This is a genomic window from Streptomyces sp. CC224B (genome assembly GCF_030010595.1).
Taxonomy (GTDB): Bacteria; Actinomycetota; Actinomycetes; order Streptomycetales; family Streptomycetaceae; genus Streptomyces; species Streptomyces longispororuber.
This window is the reverse complement of sequence record NZ_JASCXL010000054.1, coordinates 20,850-35,861: the sequence shown is the minus strand read 5'-3', so window position 1 is coordinate 35,861 and position 15,012 is coordinate 20,850. Positions and strand designations below refer to the sequence as shown.

The 15,012-nt window shown below is 74.0% G+C and carries 12 protein-coding genes; 7 read left to right on the top strand and 5 right to left on the bottom strand.

Going from position 1 to position 15,012, the window contains the following annotated elements:
• The first annotated feature begins 3 nt into the window (after positions 1-3).
• The 3 genes from QK440_RS21850 (at position 4) to QK440_RS21840 (ending at position 5,426) form a co-directional block, all read left to right on the top strand.
• Entirely contained in the window at positions 4-2,385 is a 2,382-nt protein-coding gene (locus QK440_RS21850; protein WP_282794859.1) for a molybdopterin cofactor-binding domain-containing protein, read from the top strand.
• A gap of 313 nt (positions 2,386-2,698) precedes the next feature.
• Positions 2,699-4,156 carry an NCS2 family permease gene (locus QK440_RS21845; protein ID WP_282794858.1) on the top strand — a complete coding sequence of 486 codons (1,458 nt, stop codon included), beginning with the start codon at positions 2,699-2,701 and terminating at the stop codon, positions 4,154-4,156.
• A gap of 127 nt (positions 4,157-4,283) precedes the next feature.
• The gene (locus QK440_RS21840; RefSeq protein ID WP_282794857.1) at positions 4,284-5,426 is read left to right on the top strand and encodes an XdhC/CoxI family protein; all 1,143 of its coding nucleotides are present in this window, start codon (positions 4,284-4,286) and stop codon (positions 5,424-5,426) included.
• A gap of 123 nt (positions 5,427-5,549) precedes the next feature.
• Here the strand turns inward: QK440_RS21840 and QK440_RS21835 are convergent, their stop codons facing one another.
• The 4 genes from QK440_RS21835 to QK440_RS21820 all read right to left on the bottom strand — a co-directional run bounded on the left by QK440_RS21835 (position 5,550) and on the right by QK440_RS21820 (position 7,554).
• A complete protein-coding gene (locus QK440_RS21835; RefSeq protein WP_282794856.1) occupies positions 5,550-5,990 on the bottom strand; it encodes a hypothetical protein in 441 nt (146 codons plus the stop codon).
• Between the two features lie 117 nt (positions 5,991-6,107).
• A complete protein-coding gene (locus QK440_RS21830) occupies positions 6,108-6,641 on the bottom strand; it encodes a DinB family protein (RefSeq protein ID WP_282794855.1) in 534 nt (177 codons plus the stop codon).
• 96 nt (positions 6,642-6,737) lie between these two features.
• Positions 6,738-7,067: a hypothetical protein gene (locus tag QK440_RS21825; RefSeq protein WP_282794854.1), complete on the bottom strand. Its 330-nt coding sequence runs from the start codon at positions 7,065-7,067 to the stop codon at positions 6,738-6,740.
• Positions 7,057-7,554 carry a hypothetical protein gene (locus tag QK440_RS21820; RefSeq protein WP_282794853.1) on the bottom strand — a complete coding sequence of 166 codons (498 nt, stop codon included), beginning with the start codon at positions 7,552-7,554 and terminating at the stop codon, positions 7,057-7,059. The genes QK440_RS21825 and QK440_RS21820 overlap by 11 nt, the downstream gene beginning before the upstream one ends.
• 251 nt (positions 7,555-7,805) lie before the next feature.
• On the opposite strand from QK440_RS21820, the gene QK440_RS21815 reads away from it, so the two are divergent.
• Positions 7,806-9,062: a cytochrome P450 gene (locus tag QK440_RS21815; protein ID WP_282794852.1), complete on the top strand. Its 1,257-nt coding sequence runs from the start codon at positions 7,806-7,808 to the stop codon at positions 9,060-9,062.
• Positions 9,063-9,134: 72 nt separating this feature from the next.
• Here QK440_RS21815 and QK440_RS21810 read toward each other — a convergent pair whose 3' ends face one another.
• On the bottom strand, positions 9,135-9,947 hold the full coding sequence (locus QK440_RS21810; protein ID WP_282794851.1) for a polysaccharide deacetylase family protein: 813 nt from the start codon (positions 9,945-9,947) through the stop codon (positions 9,135-9,137).
• Between the two features lie 377 nt (positions 9,948-10,324).
• On the opposite strand from QK440_RS21810, the gene QK440_RS21805 reads away from it, so the two are divergent.
• The 3 genes from QK440_RS21805 to lanKC all read left to right on the top strand — a co-directional run bounded on the left by QK440_RS21805 (position 10,325) and on the right by lanKC (position 14,917).
• Complete coding sequence (locus tag QK440_RS21805) at positions 10,325-10,975, top strand: helix-turn-helix domain-containing protein (RefSeq protein ID WP_282794850.1); 651 nt, start codon at positions 10,325-10,327, stop codon at positions 10,973-10,975.
• Between the two features lie 205 nt (positions 10,976-11,180).
• Positions 11,181-12,245 carry a radical SAM protein gene (locus QK440_RS21800; protein ID WP_282794849.1) on the top strand — a complete coding sequence of 355 codons (1,065 nt, stop codon included), beginning with the start codon at positions 11,181-11,183 and terminating at the stop codon, positions 12,243-12,245.
• 143 nt (positions 12,246-12,388) lie between these two features.
• Positions 12,389-14,917 carry a class III lanthionine synthetase LanKC gene (gene lanKC / locus QK440_RS21795; protein WP_282794848.1) on the top strand — a complete coding sequence of 843 codons (2,529 nt, stop codon included), beginning with the start codon at positions 12,389-12,391 and terminating at the stop codon, positions 14,915-14,917.
• Positions 14,918-15,012 lie beyond the last annotated feature (95 nt).

The window sequence follows — 15,012 nt, the reverse complement described above, 5'->3', positions numbered from 1 at the left end:
GCCATGGGAACCACCGGCACCCCCACGAAGATCACCCAGGGGTCGCAGACCAAGGGCGGCATCGGCGAGTCCACGCTGCGCCCCGACGGCACCCTGAAGGTCACCGGCGAGTTCGCGTACTCGTCCGACATGTGGCACGAGGACATGCTGTGGGGCCAGATCCTGCGCTCCACCGTCGCCCACGCCGAGATCGTCTCCCTCGACACCGGCGAGGCCCTCGCGACCCCGGGCGTCTACGCGGTCCTCACCTACGACGACCTGCCCACCGACGTGAAGAACTACGGCCTGGAGCTCCAGGACACCCCGGTCCTCGCGCACGGCAAGGTCCGCCACCACGGCGAGCCCGTCGCCCTGGTCGCCGCCGACCACCCGGAGACCGCGCGCCGCGCCGCCGCCAAGATCAAGGTCGAGTACCGCGACCTGCCCGTCATCACCGACGAGGCGAGCGCCCTGGCGCCGGACGCGGTCCTCGTGCACGAGGGCCGCGACGACGAGTACGCGGAGATCGTCCCGCACCAGAACATCGTGCACCGCCAGCCCATCGTCCGCGGCGACGCCGACGCGGCCGCCGCGCGGGCCGACGTGATCGTCACGGGCGAGTACACCTTCGGCATGCAGGACCAGGCGTTCCTCGGTCCCGAGTCCGGCCTCGCCGTGCCCGCCGAGGACGGCGGCGTCGACCTGTACATCGCCACCCAGTGGCTGCACAAGGACCTGGACCAGATCGCGCCCGTCCTCGGCCTGCCCAAGGACAAGGTCCGCATGACGCTCTCCGGCGTCGGCGGGGCCTTCGGCGGCCGCGAGGACATCTCGATGCAGATCCACGCGTGCCTGCTCGCGCTGCGCACCGGCAAGCCGGTCAAGATGGTCTACAACCGGTTCGAGTCGTTCTTCGGGCACGTCCACCGCCACCCGGCGAAGCTCTTCTACGAGCACGGGGCCACCAAGGACGGCAAGCTCACCCACATGAAGTGCCGCATCGTCCTGGACGGCGGCGCCTACGCCTCCGCGTCCCCGGCCGTGGTCGGCAACGCCTCGTCCCTGTCCGTGGGCCCGTACGTCGTCGACGACGTGGACATCGAGGCCATCGCCCTCTACACCAACAACCCGCCCTGCGGCGCCATGCGCGGCTTCGGCGCGGTCCAGGCCTGCTTCGCCTACGAGGCCCAGATGGACAAGCTGGCCGCGAAGCTGGGAATGGACCCGGTGGAGTTCCGGCAGCTCAACGCCATGGAGCAGGGCACGCTCCTGCCGACCGGGCAGGTGGTGGACTCCCCGGCGCCCGTCGCCGAGATCCTGCGCCGCGTCAAGGCGCGCCCGCTGCCGCCCGAGCGCCAGTGGGAGAGCTCCGAGGGCGCCGACGTGCGCCAGCTCCCCGGCGGCCTGTCCAACACCACGCACGGCGAGGGCGTCGTCCGCGGTGTCGGCTACGCCGTCGGCATCAAGAACGTCGGCTTCTCCGAGGGCTTCGACGACTACTCCACCGCCCGCGTGCGCATGGAGGTCGTCGCGGGCGAGCCGGTGGTCACCGTGCACACCGCGATGGCCGAGGTCGGCCAGGGCGGCGTCACCGTGCACGCGCAGATCGCCCGTACCGAACTCGGCGTCGCGCAGGTGACGATCCACCCCGCCGACACCCGGGTGGGCAGCGCCGGTTCGACGTCCGCGTCGCGCCAGACGTACGTCACCGGCGGCGCGGTCAAGCACTCCTGCGAGGCGGTGCGCGAGAAGGTCCTGGAGCTCGGGCGCCGCAAGTTCGGCAGCTACCACCCGGCGTGGGCCACCGCCGAGCTGCTCCTCGAGGGCGGCAAGGTCGTCACCGACGGCGGCGAGGTCCTCGCGGACCTCGTCGACGTCCTGGAGGACGACGCCGTCGACATCGAGCTGGAGTGGCGCCACCGGCCCACCGAACCCTTCGACCTGGTCACCGGCCAGGGCAACGGCCACGTCCAGTACTCCTTCGCCGCGCACCGCGCCGTCGTCGAGGTCGACACCGAACTCGGCCTCGTCAAGGTCATCGAGCTGGCCTGCGCGCAGGACGTCGGCAAGGCGCTCAACCCGCTGTCGGTGGTCGGCCAGATCCAGGGCGGCACCACCCAGGGCCTGGGCGTCGCCGTCATGGAGGAGATCGTCGTCGACCCGAAGACGGCGAAGGTCCGCAACCCCTCCTTCACGGACTACCTGATCCCCACCATCCTCGACACCCCGACCATCCCGGTCGACGTGCTCGAACTCGCCGACGACCACGCCCCGTACGGGCTGCGCGGCATCGGCGAGGCCCCGACCCTGTCGTCCACCCCGGCGGTCCTCGCGGCCATCCGGAACGCGACGGGCCTGGAGCTGAACAAGACGCCGGTACGCCCCGAGCACATCACGGGGACCTGACCGGAACCCAGCCCTCCGGGCGGTGCGCGCCTCCCAGGAACGTCACACTTCCCGCGCCCGCACCGCCCGGAGCACCGGCACCCTGTCCGACGCCCCCACCGACCGTCGTACTGACTGACGTACCGACGCGACGTACTGGCGTACCGCACCGCTCGCGGTCCCCGGCAGTGCGCCGCTCCACCTCCGCCGTGCTCCACCGGACTCCAGCGGAGCCCTTCTCGTCTCGGGCCGTCCCCCGGGTCGTGCAGCCAAGCAGCATCCCAAATCCCGCGGTTCGACGCGGGTGCCCCTATGAACCTTGGGAGTAGGCACCATGACCCAGCAGTCGCTGGAGCCCAGAGCCACCCCGGAGGACGCGGGCCACGGCTCGCGCGTCCCCGCCGGGCGGTCCTGGCTCGACCGGTACTTCCACATATCCCACCGGGGATCGACGGTCGCGCGTGAGGTGCGCGGCGGCATCACGACCTTCATGGCGATGGCGTACATCGTCCTGCTCAACCCGCTGATCCTGTCCGGCCAGGACGCCGCGGGCGACACGATGGGCCACAAGGCGCTCATCACCGCGACGGCCTTCGCCGCGGCCGTCACCACCCTGCTCATGGGCTTCGTCGGCAAGGTGCCGCTCGCGCTCGCCGCCGGGCTGTCCGTGTCGGGCGTCATCGCCTCCCAGGTCGCGCCCCAGATGACCTGGCCGCAGGCCATGGGCATGTGCGTGATGTACGGCGTCGTGATCATGCTCCTGGTGGTCACCGGGCTGCGCGAGATGATCATGAACGCGATCCCGCTCGCCCTCAAGCACGGCATCACCATGGGCATCGGCCTGTTCATCGCCATCATCGGCCTGGTCAAGGGCGGCTTCGTCCACCCGGGCAAGGCCACCCCGCTCACCCTCGGCCCCGCCGGCGAACTCTCCGGCTGGCCCGTGCTGCTCTTCGCGGGCACCCTGCTCCTGATCTTCATGCTCCAGGCCCGCGACACGCCCGGCGCGATCCTCATCGGCATCGTCACCGGCACCGTCGTCGCGGTCGTCCTGAACGCGATGGACGTCATCGACCCCAAGCAGTGGGCGAACGGCGCCCCCGAGCTGCACGGCAGCGCGGTGTCGTCGCCCGACTTCTCGCTCTTCGGCGACGTCGAGTTCGGCGGCTGGGGCGAGGTCGGCGCGATGACGGTCGGCATGATCGTCTTCACGCTCGTCCTCGCGGGCTTCTTCGACGCGATGGCCACGATCATCGGCGTCGGCACCGAGGCCAACCTCGCCGACGACAAGGGCCGCATGCCCGGCCTGTCCAAGGCGCTGTTCATCGACGGCGCGGGCGGCGCGATCGGGGGCGTCGCCGGGGGCTCCGGCCAGACGGTCTTCGTCGAGTCCGCCACGGGCGTCGGCGAGGGCGCCCGGACCGGCCTGGCCTCCGTGGTCACCGGCCTGTTCTTCGCCGCCTGCCTCTTCTTCACCCCCCTGACCGCGATCGTGCCGCAGGAGGTCGCGTCCGCCGCGCTGGTCGTCATCGGGGCGATGATGATGATGAACGCGCGGCACGTCGACTGGGCCGACCGGGGCACCGCGATCCCGGTCTTCCTGACCGTGGTCCTGATGCCCTTCACCTACACCATCACCACCGGCGTCGCCGCGGGCGTCATCGCCTGGGTCGCCATCAAGATCGCCCAGGGCAGGGCGCGGGAGATCGGGGCCTTCATGTGGGGCCTGACCGTGATCTTCCTCGTGTACTTCGCCCTCAACCCCATCGAGAGCTGGCTGGGCGTCCACTAGGCGCGCACGCCGCCCGTCCCGATCCGGTGCCGCTCGTACCGCCGGTTCCGCGCGTACCACCGTGATTGCGGGTACCGCTGGTTCTGCTGGTATCGCTGGTACCACTGGTACTGCCAAGGAGGCCGACATGCTGGACATCGCCGAGGAACTGCACCGGTGGGTCGAGCAGGGACGCGACTTCGCGGTCGCCACCGTGGTGGCGACCGGCGGCAGCGCGCCCCGCCAGCCCGGCGCCGCGCTCGCCGTCGCCCGCGACGGCACGGCGATCGGCTCGGTCTCCGGCGGCTGCGTCGAGGGCGCGGTGTACGAGCTGTGCCGGCAGGCCCTGGAGGACGGCTCGTCCGTCGTCGAGCGCTTCGGCTACAGCGACGACGACGCCTTCGCCGTCGGCCTCACCTGCGGCGGCGTCATCGACATCCTGGTCACACCGGTCCGCGCGGACGGTCCCGCGCGGCCGGTGTTCGCCGCCGCCCTCGCCGCGGCCGCTCGCGGCGAGGCGGCGGCCGTCGCCCGTGTGACCTCGGGTCCCGGGGAACTCCTCGGGCGGGTGCTGCTGGTCCGCGGCGCCGCCGGCCACGAGGGCGGCCTCGGCGGCCACCCCGAGCTGGACCGGGCCGTGGCGGGACAGGCCCGGGCGATGCTCGACGCGGGGCGTACCGGCACCGTGGAGATCGGCGCCGACGGCTCCCGCTGCGGGCAGCCGCTGACCGTCCTGGTCGAGTCCTCCGTGCCGCCGCCCCGCATGATCGTCTTCGGCGCGATCGACTTCGCGTCGGCGCTGGTGCGGGTGGGCAAGTTCCTCGGCCACCACGTGACCGTGTGCGACGCCCGGCCCGTCTTCGCCACCCGGGAGCGCTTCCCCGAGGCCGACGAGGTGGTGGTGCGCTGGCCGCACGAGTACCTCGCGGACACGGAGGTCGACGGGCGCACCGTGCTGTGCGTCCTCACCCACGACGCCAAGTTCGACGTGCCGCTGCTGCGCCTCGCGCTGCGCCTGCCCGTCGCGTACGTGGGCGCGATGGGGTCGCGCCGTACCCATCTGGACCGTCAGGCGCGGCTGCGGGAGGTCGGCGTGAGCGAGCTCGAACTGGCCCGGCTGCGGTCGCCGATCGGCCTCGACCTGGGGGCGCGGACGCCCGAGGAGACGGCGCTGTCGATCGCGGCGGAGATCGTGGCGCGGCGGCGTGGCGGGTCGGGGGTGCCCCTGACCGGGGCACACACCCCCATCCACCACGAGGGAACGGCGGGGGGCGTGGGTTCGGTCGCCTGAAGGGCTGCGCCCGCGGCTGTCTTCGCAGGGCCTGGGCACCGCCGCGCCTGGGCCCGCCGCGCCTGGGCGGCTGCCGTGCCTGGGCGGCTGCGCTGCGGGGTTGACCGCGCCGCGCGCTTGTCCTCAAGTGCCGGACGGGCTGTGGGGGTTGCGCTCGTCGGGTGTGTGCCGGTCGTCCGGGGGTGATGGCGCTGCGCGCTCGTCCTCACGTGCCGGGGGCTCGGGTGTTCCGGGTGGTCGCCTCGACGCTCGGACGGCTGCTGCTGCCGAGGCGGTGTCCAGGTCGACGACGACCTTCTCGGCGTCCCAGTGGCCGCGGTCCGCGAGGGCGAGGCCTATCAGGGCCAGTTCGGCGGCCTGGTCCCGTAGCGCGTACTCCTGCCGCGATTCCGGGCCGGGGGCCTCGTCGGTCTCGTCCCGCTGCCACGCGGCGACCGCGGCCTCGGCCAGCGGGTGCGGCAGCCGTACGGTGACGCGGCCGGTCCGCGTCTCGACGCACGCCCCGATCGCCGCCAGCGTCCTCGCGTCCTCCTGGTACCTGGCGTACTGCTCCGCCCTGCTCACAGGGCGAGCGTACGCACGGCAACGGGGCGTGTCGCCCCCTGAGGCCGGCGGGAGAGCTTCCGGGAGAAGCCCCGCGGCTGAAGGCTGTCCCGCAGCGCATCAGCAGTCATGGGGGACTCACTCACCGGTCTGTCCGTCGATGAGTTCGCGTGCGATGTCGAGGTGCCCGGCGTGCCGGGCGTACTCCTGGAGCAGGTGGAAGAGGATCCGCCCGAGGGTGGGTGCTTGCTCGGGCGCCTTGAAGCGGCCTCCGAGCAGTGCCTTGTCGGTCAAGGCAGCCTTCGCCGCCAGGGAGTTCGCCCGGGTGACCTCCGCCTGGTAGGCGGCGATGACCTGGGCGGCGGACGCGCCGGGAGCGACCGTCCACTCCTCCGCGTCTCCGCCGGGTGGGTAGGCGACGACGTCCTGGGCGCCGAACCCCCTGATCATCCACCGGCGTTCGACCCAGCCAAGGTGCTGCAGCAGGCCGAGCGGGGACCAGCCGAGCGGTTCGACGGGTTCACGGAGCTGGTCGTCCGAGAGTCCGTCGAGTTTGCGCATCAGGGCCTCGCGATACCACTTCAGGTAGCCGAGAAGCAGTTCATGGGCGTCGGAGACGTCGACGGCCGGGCCGTCGAGGAGCGCGGGGACCGGGTCCGGAGGCTGCTGCATCCCGCGAACGTAGCGCGGGGCGGAATCGCCTACCAGGCCGCACTCCACCTCGCGGGAATCCTCGGCCGGACCTGACGCCGGCCGAAGAGAGGGAACTCAGCGGCCAAGGAGCCGCGGGTCGACCCCGCCCCGGCGGATGTTGACCTCGGCCACGCCGTGGTCCGTGCCCGCTCCGGCGGACCGGAGGGCTCGGCGCGTCACGGCGACCGCGGTGTCCGCCGCCTCGCCGGGCGTGGCGGCCGTCACCTGGAGGGTGGCGCCGACGGAGAAGATGGCGCCGGTGGGGCTGTTGGACGTGGCCGTCGGCACGATCTCGTAGCGCGGTTCCGCCGCCGGCACGTCGACCATGCCTTCGCGGAGCCGCGCCCACTCGTCGTCGGTGACGTCCAGCAGGAGCTGTACGTCGACTTCCCAGTCACCGGTCATGCCGAGGAACCCTCATCCGCGTGCGTGCGTGTGTGTCCTTCTGCCCGGGTCCGCGTCGGACGCCGGACCTCTTGCCCCACCACAGCGCGACGGCCCCCAGGGCCACGCCCGCGCCGACGGCCCCCAGCGTCGCCGGGTGCTGCTCCACCCACATGCGTCGGCCGTCCGCCAGGGTGACGGAGCCGAACAGGCGGCCGTGGCGCACCGGGACGCAGCAGGCCAGGGCGAGGAACGCGAGGCTCCCCAGGGCCGCGAAGCCGGCGCCGCGCACCCGCCGGCCCCGCTCCAGGGCGGCCCCCGCCGGACCCCAGGCGCAGACGACGGCGCTGCCGCAGAACGCGCCGAAGGCGTAGGCGGCACCCGGGCCGAGCCCGGCCACCCAGCGCCACAGCGGGTCGCCCGCGAAGGCCGACGCGCCCGCGCCGACGAGGAGCAGCCAGGCCAGCTTCGTGGCGTGGCGTTCGAGCAAGGTGAATGTACGGGGCATCGAAGCGAGCCTACGTGGTCGCCGCGCTCGCCCGCACCCGCACCAGCGCTCGCTCGCCCCGGGGCTCTCGCCCGCACCGGGGACCTCACCTGCCCCCGGGCCCTCGCCCGCGAGCGAAGGGGCCAGGTCCGAGGCCCCCGTGCCGCCGCGACGGGCGCTGAACCGGGGGCCGGGGTGGGGGACGGGGCGGGGGAGAAGCGGAGCAGGTCCGCCGGGTTCCGGTGGTGCGGGCGGGGCGTCACCATGGGGAGATGGATCCCCAACGGCACGTGACGCGCGACGAGTTGATGCGTGACCCGTATCCGCTGTACGCGCGGGCCCGGAGGGCGGACGGGCTCACGTACGTGCCCGAGTTCGGTGCCTGGCTCGTCGCCAGGGACGCCGACGTGCGGGAGGTGCTGCGCAGGCCCGACGTGTTCTCGTCGGCGAACGCGGTCCGCGGCGGCGTGCTGCCCTCCCCGGCGGCGCTGGCCGTGCTAGCCGAGGGCGACGGCGGCGGCCCGCGCGGGCGCGTGGTGGTCACCGCGGACGGGCCCGCGCACCGGCGGCTGCGCGCGCCGCTGCTGCGCGGCCTTGCCCCGGCCCGCGTCGCCGCCGTGCTGCCGTACGTGACCGAGCGCGCGGAGGCGCTCGTCGACGCGTTCGCGGACGACGGCCGCGTGGAGGTGATGGGGGCGTACGCCATGCGCCTGCCGGGGCAGGTGATCGGCCGCGTCCTCGGCTTCGACCCCGCCGACGTACCGCTGATCGTGCGCGGCGGACACCGTACCGAGCAACTGCTGCACCGGCCGTCCGACGAGGACGAACAGGTCGCGGCGGCGCGCGACATGGTCGCCCTGCGGCGGCTCCTCGACCGCTATGTACGCGAGCGGTACGCGGCGCCGCGCGACGACCTGTGCAGCGAGCTGGTCACCTCGCTGGTCCGCCCGGACGACGGGGAGGAGGGGGAGCCGGGCGAGCTGACGCTCGACCAGCGCAGGGAGCTGGTCGCCCACCTGAACAACTTCCTGCTCGCCGGGCACCTCACCACCACGGCCCTCATCGGCACGGCGCTGCTGCACCTGGCACGCCACCCGGACCAGTGGCGGCTGGTGTGCGAGCGGCCGGAGCGGATGGTGCCCGCCGCCATCGAGGAGACGGCCCGGTACGACACCGCGCTCCAGGGGTTCCGCCGGGTCACGACGCGGCCGGCGACCCTCGCGGGGACCGAACTGCCCGCGGGCGCCGAGCTGCTCGTCGGGTTCGGCTCGGCGGGGCGCGACGGCGCCCGCCACCCGCGGCCGGACGTCTTCGACATCACGCGGCGGTCCGCCGTCCGGCACATCGCCTTCGGGCTCGGCGCCCACGCCTGTCCCGGGGCGCAGCTCGCCCGGGAGCAGGTGCGGGTGACGCTGGAGCTGTTCGCGCGCCGGTTCCCGGGGCTGCGGATCGACCCGGACCGGCCGCCGGTCACGATGCGGCCCACGCTCATCCACCGCGCCCCGGAGGCGCTGCACCTGACCTGGTGACCGGGGCCTGCCCGGTGGGACGGGCCCTGGCGGTACAAGGCTCTAGCGGTACGGGCCCTGGCGGTACGGGCCCTAGCGGTACACCTTGCCCGGCTCCGCCTTGCCGGGGGCGAGGAGCTGGGGCACGGTGACGAAGACGTACCCGCGCTTCTTCAGGTCCGTGATGATGCCGGGCACGGCGGGCACGGTGCCCTTGTAGATGTCGTGCAGCAGGATGATGCCGTCGCGGCTCGACTGCTCCAGGACCCGCTTGCGTATCAGCGCCGAGTCGTTGGTCGTGTAGTCCTTCGCCGTCACCGTCCACAGGATCTCGGCCAGACCGAGATCGCGGGAGATCTTGTTGACGGTGTCGTTCGTGCGGCCCTGCGGCGGGCGCATCAGCGTCGGCTTCTTGCCGATGAGCTTCTCGATCGCCTCGTTCGGGCGCTGCAGCTCCTTGCGCGCCTCCGCGGGGTCTATCTTCGTGAGGATCTTGTGCGACCAGGTGTGGCTCGCGACCTCGTGCCCCTCGCGGTCCATCTGCTTGACGAGCTCGGGGTACTTCACGATGTGGTTCCTGCCGAGCGTGAAGAAGGTCGCGGGCACCTTCTCCTTCTTGAGGATCCGCAGCAGGCGCGGGGTGTTCTCGCTGGGGCCCGCGTCGAAGGTCAGCGCGATGCACTTGGCCTTGCGGCAGTCGACCGTACCGAACGCCCCCGCGTCCTTCCCCTTCGCGTCCGCGGCGTCCTTGCGGACCGTGCTCGGCGAGACGGTGTCGAGGCTCGCGCACCCGGTGAGGACCAGGGGTGCCGTCAGGCCCAGGGCGAGCGCGGCGGCGCCGAGGAGGGGGCGGCGCGGGCGCAACCTCTTCCCCGGGTTCTTCATCTTGGCAGTGGGACGACGCATGCGGGCACTATACATGTCGTGTATACGCCCTGTTCATAGTGGTCCGGCGGTTCCGTAGGCGGCGCCGGTCCGTCTCGAACGGGTGGTCGGACCGCCGCAGTGGCTGAGGCGGCAGAGGCCGACGGGGCCCCTGGGAGAGGCCGGGAGTCGGCGCAATCTCCTCTATCGGAATGGCCGGATCACACCCCAACATGGCGAGTTGCCTGTGGCCTCGCCAGGGGGCCCCGGGTGTACGAAACGGGGGAACGACCATGCCAGGGACAAGACTGTCATCAGCCATGCCCGCACGCGGGCCGGGGTCGCCGCGACGCGCGGCACCCCGGGAGGAGGAGCCTCCACCGCCGGACCGGCGAGCACCCCTCCAGCAGGGCCGGGGCGTGCTCGCCGGAGCCTTCGCCCTGCTGGAGGCGCTCCGCCGCCGCGGCGGCGAGGCGACCCTCACCGAACTCGCCCTCGCCTGCGCCCTGCCCAAGGGCAGCGCCCACCGCCTCCTCGACCAGCTCGGACTGCTCGGCGCGGTGGAGCGCCGCGGCAACCGCTACGCCGTCGGGCCGCAGCTCTTCCGCCTCGGCCAGGCCTGGGACCCGCACCCGGGGCTGCGGGCCGCCGCCCGCATCCCGCTGCACCGGCTGCGCGCCTCGACCGGGGCCAGCGTCGTCCTCACGGTGCTGCGCGACGAACTCGCCCTCACCGTCGCCTCGGTGCCGGGCCGGGTCGAGGGCCTCGTCCCGGTGCGCAACGGCATGAGCTTCCCGCTGGACACCGCCGCCGGGCGCGTCTTCACCGACGGGCCCCGGGGCCCGGTCCTGGACCGCGAGCAGGTGCAGGAGGGCGTGTCCTGCGTCGCCATGCCCGTGCGGGCGCCGGACGGGCGCACCGTCGCCGCGCTCGCCGCCGTGGTGCCCGCGAGTCAGCGCCTCGCCCAGGTGTCGGCGGCCACGGCCGCCGCGGCGGCCGCCGTCGAGGCTCGCCTCGCGCGCATGCGGCCGCGCGAGCTCTCCGGGCGCCCGGCGGTGCTCCTGTACTGAATTCCCCGCTCTTCCCGCTCCTCTCCGCGGGGGGCCGCGGGGGAGTTCCGGTGAGTGGAACTCCCGTAGCGCGGCCCCCCGCGCCTTCGACATCGTGAGGTCACCCGGAGCCGGGGAATAACCGGCCGGATTCGGGGGCGGCGGACCGCCCGGTCCGCCGCCGGAAGCCCGGACGAGCGACTGCCGAACGATTCTGGGGGAATTCATGTACGGTGCCGAAGGTCCGGAGATCATCATCTGGGACATCACGTACGCGTGTCCCCTCCGCTGCGTCCACTGCTATTCCGAATCCGGCCGGCGGCCCTCGCGGCAATTGCGTTCCCCGGCGGACGGGCTGCGGGTCGCGGACGCCTTCCTCGCGCTGAAGCCGCGGGTGGTGTCCCTCGCGGGCGGTGAGCCGCTGCTGGTCAGGAACCTCCTGGACATCGCCCGGAAGCTGACCGACGCCTCCGTCTCCACCTGCCTGTACACCAGCGGCTGGCTCTTCGACGAGACGCTGCCCGACCGGCTGGCCGAGGTCTTCGGCCAGATCACGGTCAGCGTCGACGGCGCGCGGAAGGCGACCCACGACCTCGTCCGCGGCCGGGCCGGCTCCTTCGACCGGGCCATGACGGCACTGGGCCACCTCGACACCGCGGCCGCGCGCCGCGCCGCGGCCGGGGACAAGCCGCTGAATTTCACCGTGGAATACGTGGTCCTGCGCAGCAACATCGGCGAGCTCGAGGATTTCGTACGCCTCATGGCCGAAAGGTTCCCGCGGCTGACGAGCATCACCTTTAACGCGGCCGCGCCCGCCGGACTCGGCAGCGGCATCGAATTCGGCGAGACGGAACTGCTGTTCGACGACCAGATGGAACTGCTGGTCTCGCCGGAATTCCGCGAACGCCTCCAGCGCGCCGCGGGCGACGGTATCCGCGTCTACACCACCGACAATCTCGGTCTCGTCAGGCCGCCGGACCCGCGCCTGCCGCGCGACGGCTCCCACGTCATGCAGGTCGAGCCCGACGGCGAGGTCCGCTGGATGCCCGTGTACGAGGGCTCCGTCGGCAACCTCCTGCACGACGACCCGCACGCCGTCTGGGCGCGCGCCAAGGAGCGCTGGCTCGACCCGGGCGTCCTGGAGACGCTCGAACCGGTGCGGACCGTACGCCAGTGGGCCCACGCGGTGCGGGAGCTCAACGACCGCTTCGCCGCGGACGCCGACCGGGAGCGGCTCGCCCGCCGCAAGGCGCCGGTGCCGGTCGCGCTCTCGGCCAGGCCGGCCCGATGACCTCGGCGGCCACACCCCCGGCGGCCTCTTCCGCGGCAGGCCCTCCCGCGCCGCCGCCCGCCACCGCGACCCCGCCCTCCCCGGGCCCGGCACCCGCCTCCGCGACCCCACCCGCCCCGGCCCCGCCGCCCGCCTCCGCCCCGATGGCCTCGCCGATGATGACGCCCGAGGACTTCCACCGCTTCTGCCTCGCCGACCCCGACTTCTTCGAGCGGCCCGAGCTGCTCGCCGACGACGCCGAGCGGTTCGCGGCCACGCACCTCCCGCCGCCGCCCGGCTGGCGGCGCACCGCGTCCGACTGGTGGGTGCGGATGCGGCCCGCGCGCCCGGCACTGCCCGCGGAGGGCTGGCTCGTGCACGTCTCCGTCGGCCCCGCCGACCTGGAGAAGGCCGTCGAGATCGTCCGGGGCCACTGCGTCGAGCACGGCGTGCCCTTCGACTTCGTCCGCAGCACCACCACCGCCCGCGAGGTCAACGGCGACCGCGCGGACCGCTTCGGCTGCGGCCGGCTGATCACGGTGTACGCCGCCGACGACGCCGTCCTGACCAGGACGCTCACCGACCTGCACGCTCTCCTGCAGGGCATGGCGGGACCCGGTGTCCTCGGCGCCCTCACCCACCGCGACGGACCCCTGCACGTCCGTCACGGCCCGTACGACGGCCCCGCCCGCCGCGGCGGCGCCGTCTTCACCCCGCTCCGGGACCGGCCCCTGCCGCCCCTCCTCGCCGAGGACCTCGCGGCCCGGCGCGCCGCGCCCGTCGGCGACTTCCCGTACGAGGTCCGCCGTGCTCTGCGGCTCGGCTGCGGCGGCGGCACCTACCTCGCCGACGCCGGAGGCGGCCGCACCGTCGTCCTCAAGGAGGCCCGGCCCGGCGCCGGCCTCGACCCCGGCGGCGACGACGCCGTCGCCCGGCTCGCCCGGGAGGAGGCGAACCTCCGGCACCTCGAAGGCCTGCCGTGCGTCCCGGCGGCGGGGCCCCACCGGGTCGTCTCCGGGCACCACTTCCTGGAGGTCGAGCACGTCGAGGGCACCAACCTGTTCGCCGAGAGCCTCCGCCTGCCCCTGACGGGCCCGGCCGCACACGCCCGCCGGGAAGCCCCGCGGTACGCCCGCCGGGCCCACCGCGTCCTGACCCGGCTGGCCCAGGCCCTGGACGCCGTCCGCGCCCGCGGCCTGCGCCTGGGCGAGTTGAAGCCGCACAACGTCGTCCTGCGCCCGAACGGCGACGTCGTGCTCGTCGACCTCGCCTCCGCGACCGTCCTCGACGACGACCGCCCGCCCGCGCACGGCGACCCCGGCTTCACCGTGCCCCCGGGCCTGACCGCCGCCCAGGCGCACGCCTGCCTGCTCGCCCGCGTACGCGTGGCGCTCCTGCTGCCCGTCGACCACGGCGACCCCGTCAAGGTGCCCACCGTCGTCTCCGCGATCGCCCGCCACTACCCGCTGCCGCCCGGACAGGAGGACCAGATGCTCGCCGCGCTGCTGCCGCACGGCAGACCGGAACGGCCCGACACCGCGGCCGAGTTGTTCGCCGCCGAGCCGTTCGACTGGCCGTTCGTCCGCGACGCGCTCGTCCGGGGCATCCACCTCTCCGCCACGCCGGAGCGCGCCGACCGGCTCTTCCCCTCCACGCCCACCGGGCCGCGGGCCCTCGGCGGCGCCTCGTTCGGGTACGGCGCGGCCGGGGTCCTGTACGCCCTGCACCAGGCGGGCGCGGAGGTCCCCGAGGAGTACGTGCGCTGGCTCGTCGACGCCGCCCGCGCCGTGGCGAACCCGCCGCCCGGCCTCTACGACGGCCTGCACGGCGTCGCCTACACCCTGGACGTGCTCGGCCACCGGGACGAGGCGCTCACCCTCATCGGTCGCTGCCCCGCCGCCCCGGAGGCCGACCTGGCCGGTGGGCGCGCCGGGATCGCCCTGAACCTGCTGCACTTCGCCGCCGCCACGGGCGAACAGCGCCACGCCGACGAGGCCCTGCGCCTGGCCGGGACGCTCTCCGCCGAGGCGCCCGCGCCCGCGCGCCCCGACCGGTACGAACCCGTCGGCCTGCTGCACGGCCCGACGGGCGCCGCCCTCCTGCACTGCCGGCTGCACGAGCTGACCGGGGACGAGGACCACCTCGACCGGGCCGAGCGCCACCTGGCGCACGACCTCGCCCGCTGCGTGACCGCGCCGGACGGCGGCGTCCACCTGCGGCACTCCACCACGATGCTGCCCTACCTGCACGGCGGGAGCTGGGGCCTGGCCGCCGTCCTGCCGTACCTGCTGCGCCACCGCCCCGACGCCGGCCGCGCGGCGCTCCTCGCCGGGGTGTACCGCACCTGCGGCTCCGTGTACGTGCGCTTCCCCGGGCTGCTGCGGGGCCGCGCGGGCGCCATCGCCACGCTCGCGGCGGCGCAGCGCGAGACGGCCCGCGCGGCGGCGGACCGCGCCGCGCACCGCCGGGCACTGGAGGCGCAGATCCGCCTGCTGGCCTGGCACGCCCGCACCTGGCGGGGGGCGCTCGCCTTCCCCGGGCTGCGGATGCCCCGCCTCTCCATGGACCTGGCCACCGGTTCCGCCGGTGTCCTGCTCGCCCTGGCCGCGGCGTTCGACGGGGCGACGGCCCTGCCGCACCTCCAGCCGCGGTCGGCCGCCCGACCGGACATCCGAAAGGAGGTGAACCCATGACCGACATCCTCGAACTCCAGGAGCTGGAGGAGGACACCCTGTCGCTGTGGCCTTGCAACTCCGGCAGCAGCGCGAGCGGTTTCGCGTTCCTCTGA

What these genes read in the sequence shown, in the direction of transcription:
- lanKC (WP_282794848.1), top strand. Translation starts at nt 12,389, where the DNA reads ATGGCCTCGCCGATGATGACGCCCGAGGACTTCCACCGCTTCTGCCTC.
- QK440_RS21815 (WP_282794852.1), top strand. Translation starts at nt 7,806, where the DNA reads ATGGATCCCCAACGGCACGTGACGCGCGACGAGTTGATGCGTGACCCG.
- QK440_RS21845 (WP_282794858.1), top strand. Translation starts at nt 2,699, where the DNA reads ATGACCCAGCAGTCGCTGGAGCCCAGAGCCACCCCGGAGGACGCGGGC.
- QK440_RS21800 (WP_282794849.1), top strand. Translation starts at nt 11,181, where the DNA reads ATGTACGGTGCCGAAGGTCCGGAGATCATCATCTGGGACATCACGTAC.
- QK440_RS21830 (WP_282794855.1), bottom strand. Translation starts at nt 6,641, where the DNA reads ATGCAGCAGCCTCCGGACCCGGTCCCCGCGCTCCTCGACGGCCCGGCC.
- QK440_RS21820 (WP_282794853.1), bottom strand. Translation starts at nt 7,554, where the DNA reads ATGCCCCGTACATTCACCTTGCTCGAACGCCACGCCACGAAGCTGGCC.
- QK440_RS21850 (WP_282794859.1), top strand. Translation starts at nt 4, where the DNA reads ATGGGAACCACCGGCACCCCCACGAAGATCACCCAGGGGTCGCAGACC.
- QK440_RS21825 (WP_282794854.1), bottom strand. Translation starts at nt 7,067, where the DNA reads ATGACCGGTGACTGGGAAGTCGACGTACAGCTCCTGCTGGACGTCACC.
- QK440_RS21810 (WP_282794851.1), bottom strand. Translation starts at nt 9,947, where the DNA reads ATGCGTCGTCCCACTGCCAAGATGAAGAACCCGGGGAAGAGGTTGCGC.
- QK440_RS21840 (WP_282794857.1), top strand. Translation starts at nt 4,284, where the DNA reads ATGCTGGACATCGCCGAGGAACTGCACCGGTGGGTCGAGCAGGGACGC.